This is a genomic window from Janthinobacterium paucivorans (genome assembly GCF_051380805.1).
Taxonomy (GTDB): Bacteria; Pseudomonadota; Gammaproteobacteria; order Burkholderiales; family Burkholderiaceae_D; genus Janthinobacterium; species Janthinobacterium lividum_D.
The window spans coordinates 74,033-92,666 of sequence record NZ_JBNYXR010000003.1 but is presented as its reverse complement, the minus strand read 5'-3'; the positions used below and the strand labels follow the sequence as shown (position 1 = coordinate 92,666).

Annotated in this window: 18 protein-coding genes and 1 riboswitch; of the genes, 10 read left to right on the top strand and 8 right to left on the bottom strand. The window is 60.9% G+C overall.

Annotation, left to right across the window (positions count from 1 at the left end; genetic code table 11):
* Positions 1–717 (bottom strand): glutathione S-transferase family protein, encoded by a 717-nt coding sequence (locus ACQ4V8_RS05015; RefSeq protein WP_010394242.1) that lies wholly within the window; start codon positions 715–717, stop codon positions 1–3.
* 22 nt (positions 718–739) lie between these two features.
* Positions 740–2,719: a lytic transglycosylase domain-containing protein gene (locus tag ACQ4V8_RS05010; RefSeq protein ID WP_436571016.1), complete on the bottom strand. Its 1,980-nt coding sequence runs from the start codon at positions 2,717–2,719 to the stop codon at positions 740–742.
* 32 nt (positions 2,720–2,751) lie between these two features.
* Here ACQ4V8_RS05010 and ACQ4V8_RS05005 point away from each other — a divergent pair, with 32 nt between their 5' ends.
* On the top strand, positions 2,752–3,351 hold the full coding sequence (locus ACQ4V8_RS05005; RefSeq protein WP_080570571.1) for a 5-formyltetrahydrofolate cyclo-ligase: 600 nt from the start codon (positions 2,752–2,754) through the stop codon (positions 3,349–3,351).
* Between the two features lie 15 nt (positions 3,352–3,366).
* Here the strand turns inward: ACQ4V8_RS05005 and metF are convergent, their stop codons facing one another.
* The 5 genes from metF to metK all read right to left on the bottom strand — a co-directional run bounded on the left by metF (position 3,367) and on the right by metK (position 8,088).
* Entirely contained in the window at positions 3,367–4,197 is an 831-nt protein-coding gene (gene metF / locus ACQ4V8_RS05000) for a methylenetetrahydrofolate reductase [NAD(P)H] (protein WP_010394235.1), read from the bottom strand.
* On the bottom strand, positions 4,184–4,540 hold the full coding sequence (locus ACQ4V8_RS04995; RefSeq protein ID WP_010394234.1) for a phage holin family protein: 357 nt from the start codon (positions 4,538–4,540) through the stop codon (positions 4,184–4,186). The genes metF and ACQ4V8_RS04995 overlap by 14 nt, the downstream gene beginning before the upstream one ends.
* 124 nt (positions 4,541–4,664) lie before the next feature.
* Complete coding sequence (ahcY, locus tag ACQ4V8_RS04990; RefSeq protein WP_070345932.1) at positions 4,665–6,089, bottom strand: adenosylhomocysteinase; 1,425 nt, start codon at positions 6,087–6,089, stop codon at positions 4,665–4,667.
* A gap of 24 nt (positions 6,090–6,113) precedes the next feature.
* A riboswitch (S-adenosyl-L-homocysteine riboswitch) is annotated at positions 6,114–6,178 on the bottom strand.
* Positions 6,179–6,265: 87 nt separating this feature from the next.
* A complete protein-coding gene (locus ACQ4V8_RS04985; protein WP_436571015.1) occupies positions 6,266–6,778 on the bottom strand; it encodes a hypothetical protein in 513 nt (170 codons plus the stop codon).
* Positions 6,779–6,921: 143 nt separating this feature from the next.
* Positions 6,922–8,088, bottom strand: a complete 1,167-nt coding sequence (metK, locus tag ACQ4V8_RS04980) for a methionine adenosyltransferase (protein ID WP_070345934.1) — start codon at positions 8,086–8,088, stop codon at positions 6,922–6,924.
* A gap of 188 nt (positions 8,089–8,276) precedes the next feature.
* On the opposite strand from metK, the gene ACQ4V8_RS04975 reads away from it, so the two are divergent.
* The 3 genes from ACQ4V8_RS04975 to dapF are packed head-to-tail and all read left to right on the top strand — an operon-like array spanning position 8,277 to position 10,911.
* Positions 8,277–9,146, top strand: coding sequence for a lysophospholipid acyltransferase family protein (locus tag ACQ4V8_RS04975; RefSeq protein WP_010394227.1), 870 nt, complete (start codon positions 8,277–8,279; stop codon positions 9,144–9,146).
* Entirely contained in the window at positions 9,143–10,027 is an 885-nt protein-coding gene (locus tag ACQ4V8_RS04970; RefSeq protein ID WP_010394226.1) for an LpxL/LpxP family acyltransferase, read from the top strand. The genes ACQ4V8_RS04975 and ACQ4V8_RS04970 overlap by 4 nt, the downstream gene beginning before the upstream one ends.
* A 20-nt stretch (positions 10,028–10,047) precedes the next feature.
* Positions 10,048–10,911 carry a diaminopimelate epimerase gene (dapF, locus tag ACQ4V8_RS04965; protein WP_010394225.1) on the top strand — a complete coding sequence of 288 codons (864 nt, stop codon included), beginning with the start codon at positions 10,048–10,050 and terminating at the stop codon, positions 10,909–10,911.
* 23 nt (positions 10,912–10,934) lie between these two features.
* On the opposite strand, the gene ACQ4V8_RS04960 is transcribed toward dapF, so the two are convergent.
* On the bottom strand, positions 10,935–12,434 hold the full coding sequence (locus ACQ4V8_RS04960) for a tetratricopeptide repeat protein (RefSeq protein WP_070345936.1): 1,500 nt from the start codon (positions 12,432–12,434) through the stop codon (positions 10,935–10,937).
* 415 nt (positions 12,435–12,849) lie between these two features.
* Between ACQ4V8_RS04960 and ACQ4V8_RS04955 the strand changes: the two genes are divergently transcribed.
* The 6 genes from ACQ4V8_RS04955 to hslV all read left to right on the top strand — a co-directional run bounded on the left by ACQ4V8_RS04955 (position 12,850) and on the right by hslV (position 18,616).
* A complete protein-coding gene (locus tag ACQ4V8_RS04955; RefSeq protein WP_010394224.1) occupies positions 12,850–13,869 on the top strand; it encodes a porin in 1,020 nt (339 codons plus the stop codon).
* Positions 13,870–14,046: 177 nt separating this feature from the next.
* Positions 14,047–14,712: a DUF484 family protein gene (locus ACQ4V8_RS04950; RefSeq protein WP_010394223.1), complete on the top strand. Its 666-nt coding sequence runs from the start codon at positions 14,047–14,049 to the stop codon at positions 14,710–14,712.
* Positions 14,713–14,719: 7 nt separating this feature from the next.
* Positions 14,720–15,667, top strand: a complete 948-nt coding sequence (locus ACQ4V8_RS04945; protein ID WP_082260933.1) for a tyrosine recombinase XerC — start codon at positions 14,720–14,722, stop codon at positions 15,665–15,667.
* A gap of 139 nt (positions 15,668–15,806) precedes the next feature.
* On the top strand, positions 15,807–16,928 hold the full coding sequence (locus ACQ4V8_RS04940; protein WP_436571014.1) for a CobW family GTP-binding protein: 1,122 nt from the start codon (positions 15,807–15,809) through the stop codon (positions 16,926–16,928).
* 481 nt (positions 16,929–17,409) lie between these two features.
* Positions 17,410–17,862 carry an RNA polymerase-binding protein DksA gene (gene dksA, locus ACQ4V8_RS04935; RefSeq protein WP_010394218.1) on the top strand — a complete coding sequence of 151 codons (453 nt, stop codon included), beginning with the start codon at positions 17,410–17,412 and terminating at the stop codon, positions 17,860–17,862.
* A gap of 217 nt (positions 17,863–18,079) precedes the next feature.
* The gene (gene hslV / locus ACQ4V8_RS04930) at positions 18,080–18,616 is read left to right on the top strand and encodes an ATP-dependent protease subunit HslV (RefSeq protein WP_010394217.1); all 537 of its coding nucleotides are present in this window, start codon (positions 18,080–18,082) and stop codon (positions 18,614–18,616) included.
* The last annotated feature ends 18 nt before the right edge of the window (positions 18,617–18,634 follow it).

Below are 18,634 nucleotides of genomic sequence, written 5' to 3'. Positions count from 1 at the left end.
TTAATCGGGTAATTGCGCGTCGTGCTTGGCAGCAACTTCCGTCTCCGCCAGCGCTTCCGTGATCCAGCGCGCGACGGCCGGGTGCGCCCGCACGCGCTCGCAATAGGCGTTCAGCGCCGGCGCCAGCGACACGCCATACGTGCGGAAACGCATCACGACAGGGGCAAAATACGCATCGGCGATGGAAAACTCGCCAAACAGGAACTGGTGGTGGCCAAAGCGCGATAAACACTCTTCCCAGATTTCGCTGAGGCGGCCTATGTCGGCCTGCGCCGCGGCGGTGCGGCCCCGTCCCGGCAACTGCGCACGGATATTCATCGACATATCGGTGCGCAAGCCGGCAAAACCGGAATGCATTTCCGCGCAGATACAGCGCGCCATGGCACGCGCGGCCACGTCTTGCGGCCACAGCTGCTTGTCAGGAAACTGCTCGGCCAGGTATTCGCAAATGGCCAGGCTATCCCAAATCGTCATTTCTCCCGCCAGCAGCACGGGCACGCGGCCGCAGGCCGAATACTCGGCAATTTTCGTCGCCGTGTCGCTCTGGTCGAGCAGCACGCGCACTTCCTGGAACGCAATGCCGAACGCTGTCATGGCCACCCACGGGCGCATCGACCAGGACGAGTAATTCTTGTTGCCGATGATCAGGGTCAGGCCCGGCGCGCGCGCGGCGGCCAGGGTTTGCGTCAGGCTAGGATCGAGGATAGTCGTTTGCATGGTCGGGTATCAAAGGTGTGGTTCAAGGCAAATCGGCTGCGATGGCGCTGTTTTTCGGTCCCACGGTGCCCAGGCGCGCCTTCAGCGATTGCGGGCGCTTGTCGAACAGAGCCGCATAGTAAGTGGCGTTGGCCATCACGTTTTTCACATAGCCGCGCGTTTCCGTGTACGGAATCGTTTCGGCAAAGATGGCGCCTTCCAGCGGACGCGTCATGCTGGCGCGCCAGATGCGCAAGCGTCCCGGCCCGGCATTGTAGGCGGCGCTGGCCAGCACTTGCGAACCGTCGAGGCCGCCGAGCACCATGTTCAGGTAATTCGTGCCCAGCAAGACGTTGGTGCGCACATCGCTCAAGGTTTCCGTGACGAAATCGGTAAGGCCGATTTTCTTGGCCACGTAGCGGGCCGTCGATGGCATTACCTGCATCAAGCCGGAGGCGCCCACATGCGACTGCGCATCCATGATGAAGCGCGATTCCTGACGAATCAAGCCATACACCAAGGCTTTATCCAGACCCAGGGTTTGCGTGACCGGGTGCATGACGTCGTCATGCGGCGTCGGATAGCGCTGCGTATAGTCCACTTCCAGGCGCGTGCGGTCCGAGGTGTTGACCATGCGGTCGAGCACATTGTTCTGGCGCGCAAATTCCGCCGCCGCCAGATGTTGCCGATCCGTCATCGAACGTAATTCCCAGTTCCACTCGCGCGTGCCTTCGAAGCGCAAGCGCATATTGAAAAACTTCAAGGCGCGCTGCAAGCCCGGATTGGCCGCCATGGCGGCGATTTCCGCAGGACTGACAGGCTGGCCCGGCGGCGGCAACAACAGATGGTTACCCAGCTCTTCATTGGCCAGCAAGCCGTAGAAATTCGACTGCTCGGCAATCGCGCGATACAGGGTATCGGCCTGCGTGTTCGCACGGCCCGGCGTTTCCGTCTGCAGCGCGCGCGCCAGCCAGTAGACCCAGGTGGGGTCCGTGCGCAGGGAGGCGGGCATGGCTTGAATCGTCGATTTCACCATGGGCCAATTGCTTTCGCGCAAGGCAATGCGCGTTTTCCATTGCATCTGCTCCAGAGTCAGCGGTGCGCCATTCGATTTTTGCCAATATTCAAACGCTTCCGGCGCCAGCGCATACGATGCCTGCAAGGCCAGGTTGGCCCAGCCGATGGCCTGCTCTTGCGGCGTCAGTTGTCCGCTGGCCTTTTGCAGGGCCACGACGCCCAGTTTCAAGGTGCTTTTCGCCATGCGGCCGATGGCGACCAGGTACATTTCATGCTCGGCACGGCTGGGGCCCGGGCCCTTGGCCAGCGTCAGCGCGGGCAAGTCGATCGCTTGCGCCATCTTCGCATCGGACGCGCCCAGCAGCAGCGCGATGCGGCGCGCCGGGCCGGTGGCATTCGTCTGGCCCGCCAGGCGGATCTGCGCCCACAGCTCATTGGCATCAAATTGTCCATTTTGCGCCAATACGGCGATCAGGCTGCCGCACGCTTCGCCATAACCAGGCGGTGACAGCAGCAGATTGCGCGCCTCGGGCGCCACGTTCTGCCCCTTGGCGGCGCGCGACAGCAGCGCATAGCATTTGAGTTGGGTATCATCGTCGAGAGCGAATTGCGGGTATTGCTCGTCAAACACGACCCAGTCGCGCTTGCGGCCCAGCTCCAGCAGCCAGTCGTTGCGGAAACGGTCGGCGATGGCGCTGCCCTTGTAGCGATTCAGGTAATCGCGAAATTGCGCTTCGGTCAGCTGTTTGATGCGCGGTTTCAGCCGATAATAATCAACATAGGCAGCAATCTGGTAATTCGTCAGGCGTCCCGCATAAAAATCGGCTTTTTCGGCGTCATCCTTGCGCGCGGCGTCGCGCAGCAGCAGGAAGGCATCGTCCTCGCTGCGCGTATCGGGTGCGGCAGGAGCGACGCTGGCCGATACCTGGGCCAGGGCGGCCAGGGGAGACAAGGCCGATGCAACACACAGCATCGTGCCGGCAATCCATTTCAGTGGGGAAATCAATGTACGGCTCTCAATCTTAACTTGATGGTGATATGAATAGCGACCCTAGAATAACATGCGATCCGGCTGCGCGGCCACCCATTGCGCCACACGACAAAGCGCGCTTGCGCAAGGCTCTGCTGGCAGCCCGGCGCGCCCTGCCCGTCGCCACGCGCGCCGGGTGGGATGCGGCCATTGCGCAGCGTCTGCTCGACTGGTGCGCGCAGGAAAACATCGGAGAACTGGGCGTGTACTGGCCACTGCACGGCGAGCCGGACTTGCACCCCGCCTATGCGCAGCTGGCCGCGCGCGGCGTAAAATTATGCTTGCCGGTAGTGCTGGCACAGCATGCACCGCTGGCCTTTTCTGCCTGGACACCCGGTGAAGCGATGCTCAAGGATGGCATGGGCGTGGCCGTACCGGCCCAGTTGCGCCTGGGCCCGGCGCCAGCCACTGTGCTAGTGCCTTGCCTGGGATTCAATGGCGAGCGTTTTCGGCTCGGCTATGGCGGCGGCTATTACGACCGTACCCTGGCGACCACGCCGCGTCCACGCACGCTGGGCATCGCCTATGCCTGCCTGGCGGCCAGTTTTCCCGACGGCGAATACGACATCGCCCTCGATCACATCATGACCGAGGGCGATCTGCTATAACTCAATCAGTACGGTTTACTTCACCAGGCGCTGCCAGAGTGCGGTCGTGGGCGCGGCCTGGTTCATGCTGTAGAAGTGCAAGCCTGGCGCGCCGCCTTCCAGCAAACGCTCGCACAGGGCCGTCACCACGTCCAGCCCAAAGGCCTTGATGGACGCGCTGTCATCGCCGAAGCTGGCCAGTTTCAGACGCACCCAGCGTGGAATTTCCGCACCGCACATGTCCGAAAAGCGCATCAGCTGCGTGTAATTCGTGATCGGCATGATGCCGGCCACGATAGGCACGTTGATACCCATCTTCTGCGTCTGCTCGACAAACTGGAAATACGCGTCGGCATTGTAGAAGTACTGGGTGATGGCCGCATCGGCACCGGCCTGCACCTTGCGCGCAAACGCATTCAAGTCGTCCTGTGGCGAACGGGCTTGCGGGTGCACTTCCGGATAGGCCGCCACTTCGATGTGGAAATGCTCGCCCGTCTCGGCGCGAATGAATTCCACCAGTTCGTTGGCGTAGCGGAACTCACCCGAGGCACCGTAGCCACTGGGCAAGTCGCCGCGCAGGGCCACGATGCGGCTCACGCCGGCCGCCTTGAAGTCGGCCAGCACGGCGCGGATCGATTCGCGCGAGCCGCCGACGCAAGACAGATGAGGCGCAGCTTGTTCGCCGGCCGCCAGGATCTCGCGCACGGTGTCGAGCGTACCCTGCTGCGTGGTGCCACCGGCACCGAACGTCACCGAGAAGTACTTCGGCTGCAATTGAGACAACTTGGTACGCGTGGCGCGCAGCTTTTCCGCCCCTTCCGGGGTTTTCGGCGGGAAAAACTCAATACTGAAATTATGCTTTTCCATCGTCATTACTCAAAAGTAAGGTCGACAAGGCCCAGGAAATGATGCTGTACAGAATGGCACCGCCGACGGCAGACCAGAAACTGGCGACATGGAAACCGCCGATCATCTGCGCCACCAGCCAAAACATGAAGCCATTGATGATCAGGATGAACAGGCCCAGGGACAAAAATGTCACGGGCAGGGTCAGCAAGATCAGCAGGGGGCGGATCAGCGCATTGACCAGTCCCAGCACGGCAGCGGCCAGCAGGGCGGTCCAGCCGCTGCTCACCGTCACCGAGTGCATCAGGTAAGGAACGGCAAACAGGGCTGCCGCATTGATAAACCAACTTAGTAGCAAGCGCATTTCTCCAGCCTGTCAAAGAAACTCAGGCCGGCAACAGCCGGCACAAAGATTACCGATCAGTCTTGTTGCCTCAGGAGCCGTAGCGAGCGGATTCGCCGCGCAGTAGGTTCATGAGGCAACCATCTTAGTAACGGTAGTGCTCAGGTTTATACGGGCCTTCCGTGCGCACGCCGATGTAGTCGGCTTGCTCTTGCGTCAGTTCCGTCAGCTGCGCATTCAACTTTTTGAGTTGCAAGCGAGCGACTTTTTCGTCCAGGTGTTTTGGCAAGGTGTACACGCCGACCGGATAATTGGCCGTGTTCGCGTACAACTCGATTTGGGCGATCGTCTGATTGGCAAACGACGAACTCATCACGTACGACGGGTGGCCCGTGCCGCAACCGAGGTTGACCAGACGACCTTCGGCCAGCAGGATGATGCGACGGCCCGACGGGAAGATGATGTGGTCGACTTGCGGCTTGATGTTTTCCCACTCGTATTGCTTCAACGAAGTAACGTCGATTTCATTATCGAAGTGACCAATGTTGCAGACGATGGCCTGGTCTTTCATGCGCGTCAGGTGATCGTGCGTGAGGATGTGGTAATTGCCGGTAGCGGTAACGAAGATGTCGCCGTGTTCGCAGGCGTAATCCATGGTCACCACGCGGTAGCCTTCCATCGCCGCCTGCAGTGCACAGATCGGGTCGACTTCCGTCACCCATACTTGCGCCGACAGGGCGCGCATGGCTTGGGCCGAACCCTTGCCGACGTCACCGTAGCCGGCGATCACCGCCACTTTACCGGCGATCATCACGTCGGTGGCGCGCTTGATGCCATCGACCAGCGACTCACGGCAGCCATACAGGTTGTCGAACTTCGACTTCGTGACGGAATCGTTGACGTTGATCGCGGGGAAAGCCAGCTTGCCATCCCTGTGCATCTGGTACAAACGGTGCACGCCGGTGGTGGTTTCTTCGGTCACGCCGAGGATTTCCGGCAGACGCTTCGAGTACCAGGTCGGGTCGACCAGCAAGCGCTGCTTGATCGAGTTGAACAGGCAGATCTCTTCTTCCGAGCCAGGGTTGGCCAGCACCGAGATATCGCTCTCGGCGCGCACGCCCAGATGCAGCAGCAGGGTCGCGTCGCCGCCATCGTCGAGGATCATGTTCGAGTAGACAGCCTTGCCGTCGACGCTCGGCCATTCGAAGATGCGGTGCGTGTATTCCCAGTATTCATCAAGCGATTCACCCTTGACGGCAAACACGGCCGTGCCGGCAGCAGCGATGGCGGCGGCAGCGTGATCTTGTGTCGAGTAGATATTGCACGATGCCCAACGCACTTGCGCGCCCAGTGCTTCCAAAGTCTGGATCAGGACAGCGGTCTGGATGGTCATGTGGATGGAACCGGTGATGCGCGCGCCTTTCAGAGGCTGCGCTGCCGCGAATTCCTCGCGGATGGCCATCAGGCCTGGCATTTCCGTTTCAGCAATCTTAATTTCTTTGTCGCCCCATGCGGCCAGAGTGATATCGGCGATGGTGTAGTCGTGTTGCAATTTGAGTACGGCGTTCATCACGCCCTCCTTTCAGTTGAAAAAAGTACGTGAGCGCAGTTCCATATTCCGAGCCTGGCGAATTTCTTCGTCGCAACGCTCCTCGGACGCACTATCATAACATTGGCCACGCGCCAACGGCAACCACTAGTCAAGTAAATCGGTCGCCTGGCAGGCCCGCGATGCGCACTGGCGCCCTAGGGTTGCCGCGGCCAGTTCTTGCCCTCGGTGAGGCAGATGGCGCGCTCGCCGGCATCCAGGCGCTGCGCCATTTCCTCGGCCAGGGTGCGCAGGACGGACAGCAGCTCTTTATCGGCCAAGCTGCCGTCGGTCGGGTAGTTCGCGGCGCGCATGGCCCACTTGCAGGTGATCACGGGATCGGGCTTGATATTGGCGCGCCAGGCATCACGATCTGTGGCGAGAAAACCACTGTCCGCATAGACGGTGAGCACATGCAAGGCCTGGCGTGCCGACATTTGCCCCATCAATTCGGTCAGTTCGGGTCGGATCTGCAGCGGCGTTGCCAGCGAGCCATCGGGGAAAACAAATTTGCCGGCCGCTGCCAGGATCAGCACGGCATGACCATCGCCCGCCTCGGCCTTGTCCAGCCATTGCCCCAGCGTCAACGTGGCGGGCGCCGCCACGACAACGGACAGGCCCAATGTAGCGGCCAGAACCAGCAACAACGAGCATGCGCGCAAGCAAGTCATGGAACTCTCCAATTAATTTATTGACTACCAACTGTAGCGTATCGCCCAGGCAGCGTAGTGCAGCAAACACCGCCACAGGCACGCGCCTAAAAAAAAGCGCCCGCAGCCGGGGGCTGGGGCGCTGTTGTTGCAAGCGGACTAGCTTATTTCAAGCCGGCGGCGTCGCGCAGCAGGGCCACCTTGTCGGTGCGCTCCCACGTGAATTCCGGCTCTTCGCGGCCGAAGTGGCCGTAGGCGGCGCTCTTCTGGTAAATCGGGCGCAGCAGGTCGAGCATTTGCACGATGCCTTTTGGACGCAGGTCGAAGTGGGCCAGCACCAGCTTGGCGATTTCCGCGTCAGGGATCACGCCCGTGCCTTCCGTGTAGACGGTGATGTTGATCGGCTTGGCCACGCCGATGGCATAGCTGACCTGCACCTGGCATTGACGCGCCAGGCCGGCGGCGACGATGTTTTTCGCCACGTAGCGGGCCGCATACGCTGCCGAACGGTCGACTTTCGATGGATCCTTGCCCGAGAACGCGCCGCCGCCGTGCGGGGCTGCGCCACCGTAGGTATCGACGATGATCTTGCGCCCGGTCAAGCCGCAATCGCCTTGCGGACCGCCGATGACGAAACGGCCCGTCGGGTTGACCAGGAATTTCGTCTCCGTCAACCACTCGCGCGGCAGGATGGGCTTGATAATTTCTTCGATGACGGCTTCTTCGATCTGCTTGTGCGTCATTTCCGGTGCATGCTGGGTCGACAGCACGACCGTATGCACGCCAACGGGGCGGCCATCGACATAGCGCAGGGTTACTTGCGATTTGGCATCTGGACGCAGCCATGGCAAACGGCCATCCTTGCGCAGCTGCGACTGGCGCTCGACCAGGCGGTGTGCGTAATGGATGGCGGCAGGCATCAGCTCGGCCGTTTCATCGCAGGCGTAGCCGAACATCAAGCCCTGATCGCCAGCGCCTTGATCCAGGTCGATTCCTGCACCTTCATCGACGCCTTGCGCGATGTCGGGCGACTGCTTGTCATAGGCCACCAGCACGGCGCAACCCTTGTAGTCGATACCGTATTCGGTATTGTCGTAGCCGATGCGTTTGATGGTTTCGCGCGCAACTTGAATATAATCGACATTGGCGTGCGTGGTAATCTCGCCAGCCAGCACCACCAAGCCGGTGTTGCACAGGGTTTCGGCAGCCACGCGGGCGCTCGGATCCTGGGCCAGGATGGCGTCGAGGATGGCGTCGGAAATTTGATCGGCAACCTTGTCAGGATGACCTTCGGAGACGGATTCGGAAGTGAAGAGATAGTCGTTTGACATTGCAAGCTCCTGGTTACTGTGTGAATGTTCTGTCGCAGTAAAGAGGATTTTGCCTGCGACGCTTTAGCGATACTTATATTCCGCTTCGCAAGTTGTCTATTAACTCAGCGGTTACTACATACGTGGTATTTTACGCTTCTTAAAAAATTTTGGCACAGCAACACGTCATTCTTGGAAACAGCTTATTCATGTTAGTCCCAATTTTCCGCTTCTTATCCCTCTTTCCCCTGCCCGTCCTGCATGGCCTGGGCGCTGCTCTCGGCTGGGTGATTTACGCCATTTCCCCGTCCTACCGGCGCCGCATGCGCGAAAACATGCAGGGTGCGGGGTTTTCGCAACACTTGCACACGGCCGTGGCCGAAGCGGGCAAGAGTGTGCTGGAATTGCCCTTCATCTGGTGCGCCCCAGCCGAGCGCGTGGCGCGCCATGCCAGCGTGAAAAACTGGGAACTGGTAGAAAAAGCGCTACAGCACGGCCGCGGCATCGTCTTCCTGACGCCGCACCTGGGCTGCTTTGAAATCGTCGCGCAGCAAATCGCCCTACGCACGCCGCTCACCGTGATGTACCGCCCGCCCAAGCGCGCCGCCCTGAAACCGCTGATTGAAGGTGCCCGCGCGCGCAAAAACCTGATGCTGGCGCCGGCCAATATGTCGGGCGTGCGCATCTTTGCCAAATGCCTCAAAAAAGGCCAGCCCATCGGCCTGCTGCCCGACCAGGTACCGCAAGAGGGCGAAGGCGTGTGGGCCGATTTCTTCGGCCGCCCGGCCTATACCATGACCCTGCCGGCCAAGCTGGCGCAGATGGGCGGCGCCGAAGTCATCATCACCTACGCCGAACGCCTGCCCGGGGGACGCGGCTATGTCGTGCATTTCGTGCCCTTCACCGTGTCGCTCGACGGTAACTCGGCCGAACAGGCGCGCAGCATCAATATGGCGATGGAACAATTGATCGCCCGTAGCCCCGCGCAATACCTGTGGAGCTACAACCGCTACAAGGTGCCGCGCGGCGCGCCACCGCCCACGCCCGCGACGCCGACTGCCGCCAAGGAGCAGGCATGAGGCTGCTGATCGGCTTCATGTGGCTGCTGCACTGGCTGCCCCTGCCCATCCTCGGCCGCTTCGGCGTAGCCGTCGGCAGCATGCTATTCATCGTCATGCCCAAGCGGCGCAAGATTGCCCTGACAAATCTGCGCCTGTGCATGCCAGAATTGACGGAAAAGCAACGCGTGACCCTGGCGCGCCAGCATTTTCAAAGCTATTCGCGCAGCGTGTGGGAGCGCAGCATCCTGTGGTGGTCGTCGGAAGCGCGCCTGAACCGCCTGATCAAAAAGGTGCCTGCCTTCCCGGGCCAGCAGATCGCGGCCAAGCCGACCATCTTGCTGTGTCCGCACTTCGTCTGCCTCGACGTGGCCGGCGCCGCCACGGCCATGCAAATTTCCGCCTCGTCCATGTATGTGCAGCAAAAGAACGCCGCCTTCGACCAAGCCTTGCGCAACGGCCGTTCGCGCTTCAAGCCACCGAAGCTGTTTACGCGCCAGGACGGCATCAAGACGATTCTGCGCGCGCTGCGCGACGGCTTGCCGTATTTCATGCTGCCGGATATGGATTTCGGCGAAAAGGATGCCGAATTCGTGCCCTTCTTCGGCGTGCCCGCCGCCACCCTGACGGCCACGGCGCGCCTGGCGCTGGCCGCCAAGGCGCAGGTGATTCCCGTCATCGCCACCTTCCTGCCCAATTACCAGGGCTGGAAAGTGACCTATTACCCGGCCTGGGATGATTATCCGGGCGACGACATCACGGCCGCCACGCGCCGCATGAACGCATTCATCGAAGAACGCGTGCGCGAAGCGCCGGCCGAATATTTCTGGACGCATAAACGCTTCAAGACGCGTCCGGCAGGCGAGGCGTCGTTATATGACCAGCATAACCAGCATAACTAGCACAAGTGATACGGCAAAACATGAAACTCCACTTTACCAAGATGCATGGCGCCGGCAATGACTTCATCGTCATCGATGCCATCAATCAAGATATCGACTTTACGCCGGCCCAATGGCAGCGCCTGGCCGACCGCCGTTTCGGCATCGGCGCCGACCAGATCCTGGTGGTAGAAAAGCCGCGCCTGGCCGACTGCGACTTCCGCTATCGCATCTATAACAACGATGGCGGCGAAGTCGAACAATGCGGCAATGGCGCGCGCGCCTTCGTCAAGTTCGTCAGCGAAAAGGGGCTGTCCAGCAAGACCAGCATCCGCGTAGAAACCATGGCCGGTATCATTGCGCCACGCCTGGAGCCCGATGGCAGCATCACGGTCGACATGGGCGCGCCCGTACTGGAGCCAAAGCTGGTGCCGTTCGATGCCGACGGCCTCGATGGCGTGGCCGAGGGCGAAGACACGGTGTGGCCGCTAGACCTGGCGCTGCCGGGCCAGAGTGCCCCCGTGCTGGTATCTGTCGTGTCGATGGGCAACCCGCATGCCGTGCACGTGGTCGACGATGTCGACGCGCAAGATCTGGAACAATCGGGCCCGCGCATCGAGCACCATCCACGCTTTCCCCGCAGGGTCAACGCCGGCTACATGCAAGTGATCGGGCGCCATCACGTGAAACTGCGCGTGTATGAGCGGGGCGCGGGCGAAACGCTCGCTTGCGGCACGGGCGCCTGCGCCGCTGCCGTGGCCGGCATCATGCGCGGCCTGCTCGATTCCCCGGTGCGCATCAGCGCGCGCGGCGGCGAACTGTCGATCGCCTGGCAAGGTCCGGGTCAGCCGGTCCTGATGACGGGCCCGGCCGTGACCGTATTCGACGGCACGATCGAGCTGTAATCAAAGCGCCAAGCCGCAACCGATCATGCCGCCAGGAATTGCTGCTCCTGCGCGACACCGAGTTCGGCCAGATAGCACTTCAAGCGGTACAGGCGCTGCCGGTAATTGCCTTCCGGCCCCGTCACGCCGCAATCGACGCGCTCGAACAGGCGCATCACCTGGTCGAGCAACTGGCGCTCTTGCGCCGTGCGGATCAACGCCAGGCGCCGCTTGCCACGCCCATGCGTGGCACTGATATCGATCAGCAGGCAATGCCCCTGGTCAGCCGCATGCAGATCGAGCAGCAGCGCCTCGGCACGCGATAAATGGAAGCAGCGCGCCAGCGCCAGCCGCGCCGCCAGCAAAGGGTGGCCCTGGTCCAGCTGGCGCAGGTGTCCATCGGCGTGCAGAGCGGCGCACTGACCCCAGTCGCCGGGCTGGCCGCGCGGCGCGATCTTCGCCAGCGCCGCCTCCGCTTCATTGCTGCCTTGCGCTTGCGCCTGCAGCAGCCAATAAGCGGCACGCACATCATTGTTAACGCCGTCGCGGCGATTGCGCCAGGCATGCATGCCGCACTCGAGCTGGGCCGGGCCGTGCCCGAGGTCGGCGGCACGCTCCAGGCAGCAATGGGCTTCGAGCACATTGCGCTGAGAAAACTCCGGTTTTGTATAGATGCGCGAGAGCACGAACCAGGCTTCGGCCAGGCCCTGCTCGCCAGCCTGCGTCAGCCAGCGCACGGCCCGCTTAAAATTGGCCGCGCCATTGCGCGTGGCCAGCCGCCGGCCATGCGCATCCATGCGCGCATAGCCGAGTCCCAACTCTAGCTGCGCCGTGCGGTCGCCGCCATGCGCGGCCAGCTCGCAGCATTGCCAACCCTCGGCATCGCCGCCTGGCGCCAATGCCTGGGCGCAACGCGATAGCAACAGCACCTGCTGCGCGTCGAGGGTGGTGGCACGCGCCCCGGCCGCCTGGCGCTGCAACAGCTCGCGCGCCAGCGGCAAGCCTTGTGACAGGAAGCCGGCCTGGTTACCCTGGTTCCAGGCCTGCTCCAGCCAGGCGTACAGCGGCGTGTCGCGATCAAGCGCATGCTCGCCAGCGATGCCGGTATGCTGCATGGAGGCTGAGGACGATTTTTCTTGCATGGATAACAACCATTGCGCATCGGGCAAGCCAGCATGCACGGCGGCGTCCAGCGCCCCGCGCGCCTTGGCACGCAAGGCTTCACAATTGCCGGCAGGGTTGCCCAGCACCAGTTGCGCCAGCACCAGGCCCGCCTGCACCAGACCAGCATCGAACGCCTGAGCGTAATATGGAATCAGCGTCCTGGCTGCCGCTTGCGCCACTTCGAACGGCACGTGCGCGCCAATCAGCAAGCATGCTTCCTGGCTATCCTCCTGGGCCGCCCGCGCCAGCCAGTGCACGGCGGTCGGCAAGCTCTGCGGCACACCTTGTCCGAACAGATACACCCTTCCCAGCGCCAACTGGCAAGCGACATCGCCGGCACGTGCGCCCTTGATCAATCCTAATGTTTCACGATTTGCCATCGATTCTCGATATTGAGTCAATGATTCTAAAAATAGTATGTCGTCCCCGGGCCCATCAGTGCAGGCCGTCTCTTAGTGTAACGTCCTTGTGTCATAAATCCGCCTAAGCCGGCTCAAGAACTTGATTCAACGCAACAATGTCCCAGCCAGAACACGCCAATATGGCAAGGCGCAGCCACCGTGACGAGGGGAGAATGCTGGCCATGAGCGCAAAATAGACAAAAACCGGGCGTTACAAAAATACAACAGGGCCATCGATATATGACGCTTTTCACCAATCTTTTCACGCATATTTGACCAATACCGCACGTCTTGCGCGCCGAAGAACTAAGGTTCATTCATCCAAACGTAACAGTCTGCGCATGTCGATCTGCTCGGATCTCGGACGAAACTCACTTTTAATAGGGAATAAAACATGAAAAAATCACTCGTTGCCCTCGCACTCTTCGGCGCCTTTGCCGCAACCGCACAAGCGCAGTCGTCCGTCCAAATCTACGGCACGATCGATGCTGGCCTGGGCAAATTGACTGGTGAAACCACCAAAGTCACCAAGCGCGACAATAACAAACTGGGTTTCAAGGGCTCGGAAGATCTGGGCAATGGCTTGAAAGCCATTTTCCAACTGGAAATTCGCTATGAAGCCGATACGGGCACGCTGGAAAGCAACGCGCGTCCCCTGTTCCAGGGTCAAAGCCGCGTTGGCCTGCAAGGCGACTTCGGTACCGTACGCCTGGGCCGTGGCCTGACCGCGTTCCAGGAAGCGAGCACCGCGTTCGAACCATGGTCGGGCATGCCGACGACTGCCGGCTTCCAAACCGACATCACAGTAGCCGCCTACAGCAGCGATCCACTGAGCGCGACGGGCAATTCGCGTAACCGCTTCTCGAATGCCGTGTTCTACAACTCGCCAGTATTTAGCGGCTTCCAGATCAACGCCACTGTCGCCGCCAAGGAAGCCAACAACAACGCTGCCGTCGTTGCCACGGCAGGCAACCGCCCCGTACCGCTCAATGCAACGCCAGAGGTGAGCCCGTACTCGATTTCGGCCACGTACAACAACGCACAATTCGCCGCCATGGCCGCCTACGAGCGTAATGCGCTGGAAGCGAAACTGTGGTCGGTCGCCGCATCGTTCAATCCAGTGACGGAACTGAAACTGATGGCGTCGTACCAGCACCAAGATGACAGCAAGTTCAAGATCATCAATACCGACACCAAGGCATGGCTGGTTGGCGCCAACTATGATGTCGGCCCAGGCAAGATCCGCGCTGGCTACGGTCAAAAAACGCCGGATGGCGTCACCAAGACCAAGCAAGCATCGCTGGGCTACGACTACAACCTGTCGAAGCGCACTTACCTGTACGCAGACATCTCGAACCGCAAGGACGCAGTTTCGAAGACCTACATCGGTCTGGGCGTACATCACAACTTCTAATGGCCGGCCTGTCATCGTCTGCGGGTGACAGCTGACCAGGAAGACAAGGCGGCATGGGCAACCATGCCGCTTTTTTCATGCGCGCGCCGAAAATGCGCAGGCACCGCGCCCTTTGCGCCTATGCCGCCGCACTCTCGGTTAGAATGAAGCGTTCATCCTTCTTTCTTCTCACTATCAATGACCGCCACACTCGATTCCAGCACCGTCGCCCATTACCTGAGCGAGCATCCGACTTTCTTCGAAGAGCATACCGCGCTGCTCGGTGAGGTCAAGCTGAGCAGCCCACTGACGGGACGCACCATCTCGCTGCAAGAGCGGCAAATGGAAGTGATGCGTGACAAGTACAAGGCGCTGGAACTGCGCATGTCCAAGCTGAGCCGTCTGGCTGAGGAAAATGGCGACATCGCCAGCAAGTTCCACGGCTGGAACCAGGCCATGCTGCAAGTGCGCAGCGATGCGGCCATGCCGCGCGTACTGGTCGATGCCTTGCAAAGCAATTTCGACGTGCCCTATGTCAGCCTGCGCCTATGGCAAGTGCTGCCGGAACACGCCAACGGCTGGTTCACGCAAGATGTCACGGCCGACGTGCGCATGTTCGCCAACAGCCTGCAAGCGCCATACTGCGGCAGCAACCGCGATTTCGAAGCCGTGCATTGGTTGCAGGCCGACAAAATCGAATCGACCGTCATGATCGCCCTGCGCGCGCCCGGCACCACAGGCACCTTCGGTTTGCTGGTGCTCGGCTCGCCCGACAGCGAACGCTTTACCTACAGCATGGGCACGGACTTCCTGGTGCACATCGGTGCCACGGCCAGCGCTGCGCTGGCAGCACTGCGCGCCTGAGAACGCGGTGGACGGAGCGCGCAGCAAGGCCGAATGGCTGGCCAGCTACCTGGCGCAGCTGGCCACTCAGCGCAAGCTCTCACCGCACACGCTGGACGCCTACGGACGCGACTTGCGCGCCTTGCTGGAACTGAGCGGTGATACTCGGTGGACCGCCCTCGCGCACAACGAAATACGCCGCTACACGGCCAAGCTGCACGCTGGCGGCCTCGACCCACGTTCGATCGCCCGCAAGCTATCGTCGTGGCGGGGCTTTTTCAACTGGCTCAGCGGTGAAACGGCACTCGATGCCAATCCCGTCGACGGCATCCGCGCGCCCAAGCGGGCCAAAACCTTGCCCAAAGCACTCTCAGTGGACGATGCCGTGCGTCTCGTGGCGCCCGCGCAACAGCAACCGGCTAGCGCCGAGCCGGAACGGCTGTGCGACCGCGCCATGTTCGAGCTGCTGTATTCGAGCGGCTTGCGCGTGTCCGAGCTGACCAGCCTGGACACCCATTACTGCAAGGCCGGCGATGGCCAGCCCGCCTCGCTGGGCTGGCTAGACATGGCCAGCTTCGAAGTCGTCGTCACGGGCAAGGGCAGCAAGATGCGCAAGGTGCCTGTCGGCAAGGCCGCCCTGGTCGCGCTGCTCGGCTGGCTGGCCGTGCGCCCGCCCGCCAGGGATGGCAGCGCTGCCTTGTTTTTGAGCACGCGCAACACACGCATCTCGCCGCGCGTGCTGCAGCTGCGCCTGAAGGCGCATGCGCTGGCCACCGGAATTCCCGCGAACGTGCACCCGCACGTGCTGCGCCACTCGTTTGCCTCGCATATGCTGCAATCGTCGGGTGACTTGCGCGCCGTGCAGGAAATGCTGGGCCATTCCAGCATCACCTCGACCCAGGTCTATACGGCCCTCGATTTCCAGCACCTGGCGCACGTGTATGACCAGGCGCACCCGCGCGCCAAGCTCAAGTAGGCACTTGCCCCCACGGGCTAGCGTGATCAATATCAAGCGGATGGGCGCGTATTTGCAAGCATTTGCAAAATTCCGGCATAATCGTCCGCATTCTTCCGCTTGCGCGGTGGCACCATCGATTACAGCATAGGCATCCTTCATGGCACTGATACCAACCACCATCCTCACCGGTTTCCTGGGCGCCGGCAAAACCACCTTGCTCAACCGCATACTGCAGGAAGAGCATGGCATGCGCATCGCCGTGATCGAAAACGAGTTCGGCCAGGAAAACATCGACAATGAGATCCTGGTGCAAGATAGTAACGAGCACATCATCGAGATGAACAACGGCTGCATCTGCTGCACCGTGCGCGGCGACCTGATCGTGGGCCTGACGGAACTGGCGCGCAAGCGCGACGCCGGCCTGTTGGCGTTTGACCGCGTCGTCATCGAAACGACAGGCCTGGCCAATCCCGGTCCCGTGGCGCAGACCTTCTTTGTCGATGAAGAAGTGGGCAGCCACTACATGCTCGACGCCATTATCACCGTGGTCGATGCCCGCCATGCCATGAAGCAACTCGATGAATACGAGGAAGCCCAACGGCAAGTAGGTTTTGCCGACAAGCTGCTGTTGTCGAAAACCGACCTCGTCAGTGAAGCCGACGTGGCCACGCTGACGCGCCGCCTCAAGCGCATCAATCCCCGCGCGCCCATCGCCAAGGTCGATTTCGGCCGCGCGCCGCTGGCCGAAGTGCTCGACATCCGCGGCTTTAACCTGAATGAAAAGCTGGAACTGGACCCGGATTTCCTGGCCACGGAAACGGCGCACGTACATGATCACGACAAAGCGCACGAGCATGCAAACAAAGCGCACGAGCATGGGCATGTACACACAGATGAGCACGCTCACGAACACCAGCATGAGCACACTGCGGCCTGCGCCACCGATTGCGGCCACGCGAACCACCACCATGCGCAGCACAGCGACGATATCGCCGCCTTTGTTTTCAAGAGCACGCAGCCATTTGACAGCGCCAAACTCGATGAGTTCCTCGGCGGCCTGGTGCAAGTGTATGGCCCGCGCATGCTGCGCTACAAGGGCGTGCTGCTGATGCAGGGCGCCGAACGCAAGGTGGTATTCCAGGGCGTGCACCAGCTGATGGGTAGCGACCTGGGTGCCAAATGGGGCGAGCATGAAGTACGTGGCAGCAAAATGGTATTTATTGGCAAGAATCTACCAAAAGACATTTTTATTCGCGGACTCGAACAATGTTTGGTATAAACTAGCCGGGTTTTGCAAAGTATCGTTTGCAAAGCAGAAACAAAAGGGAAAGTTAAGCACGCTTTCCCGCCACCCGGCACCCATCTTGCTGGCATAAACCAACAAGTGGCCGTCTCTGATCGGCTAGTCAACAAATCGGGATGGCAATATAAGGCAAAGCGTGCCAAAATCAGCGACGAAAACGGCCCATGTCGTAGGCCTGTCATGAAATGCTGGCCAACTGCCGCTGGCCACATGCCAAGCATGCAAGCGATCCACCCAACACGCCCGTTGTCGCGCGCATAGCGCGACCGGCATAGAGCGGTAAAAAGTTATCAACATGGCACCATAGCCGGCCAGTAGTTCTGGCTTTCGCCGGCAAGCCAAGGTCGCAAGCAGTACATCCGGACAGCAATGCCCAGCGGAACCTGTACAGTTGCTCGGCATCGCCGCATCAACTGATCAATTTGAAAACTCTGTCGTATCGAAGGTAAGCGAAGTTATGACCAAAACTAATAAATCGACCCCGGCCGCCAACCAAGACATCCCTCTCATCAGCGAAGACCAAATTCGCGCCATGAGCGAAGATGACTACATGAATCCGGCACAACTGGCATTCTTCAAGGCGCGCCTGCAGCAACTCGAAAAAGACTTGCTGAAAAACGCCGGCGAAACCACGGAACACTTGCGTGAAACCGTGCTGGTCCCGGACCCTGCCGACCGCGCCACCATCGAGGAAGAGCATGCGCTGGAACTGCGCACGCGCGACCGCGAACGCAAATTGCTGAAGAAAGTACAGCAATCGATCGCCAGCATCGATGGCGGCGACTATGGCTGGTGCGAAGAAACGGGCGAGCCTATCGGCATCCCGCGCCTGATCGCCCGTCCGACCGCCACCCTGTCGCTGGAAGCCCAGCAACGGCGCGAACTGAAGCAAAAACTGTACGGCGACTGATCGCCCCTCCCTTGCGCAACCGCCCCGTCGACCGCGCAATGGCGAAAAAGCACACAACCTGCGTTGCGTGCTTTTTTTTCGTCCTGCGCCGACGACACGGTAGCAGGCCGGGCAGCGGCAAGTGCCGCTTGCAATTGCCTTTTCCATCCCCATTTTTATGCCATGGGCGCGCACCGCATGACGCTGCACGCATCGGCACGAATCTTTTGAGGTCACTATGGAACAATTTCACGGCACCACCATCCTCTGCGTCCGGCGCGGCAAGCAAGTCGCGCTGGGCGGCGACGGCCAGGTAACGTTGGGTAACATCGTCATGAAGGGCACGGCCCGCAAAGTGCGTAAGTTGTATCAGGGCAAAGTCCTGGTCGGCTTTGCCGGCGGCACCGCCGATGCCTTCACGCTGCTCGACCGTTTTGAAGGCAAGCTGGAAAAACACCAGGGCAACCTGCTGCGTGCCTCGGTCGAACTGGCCAAGGACTGGCGCACCGACCGCGTGCTGCGGCGCCTGGAAGCGATGCTGCTGGTGGCCGACAGCGAGTCGACCCTGGTCATCACGGGCAATGGCGACGTGCTGGAACCGGAAGATGGCATCGGCGCCATCGGCTCGGGCGGCACCTACGCCCAGTCGGCCGCCAAGGCACTACAGGAAAACACGGACTTATCGCCAGCCGAAGTGGTCAAGAAATCGCTGACCATCGCCGCCGAGCTGTGCATTTATACGAATATGTCCCACATTATCGAGACCTTAGACTAAACCTGAGCGTGCCTGAGC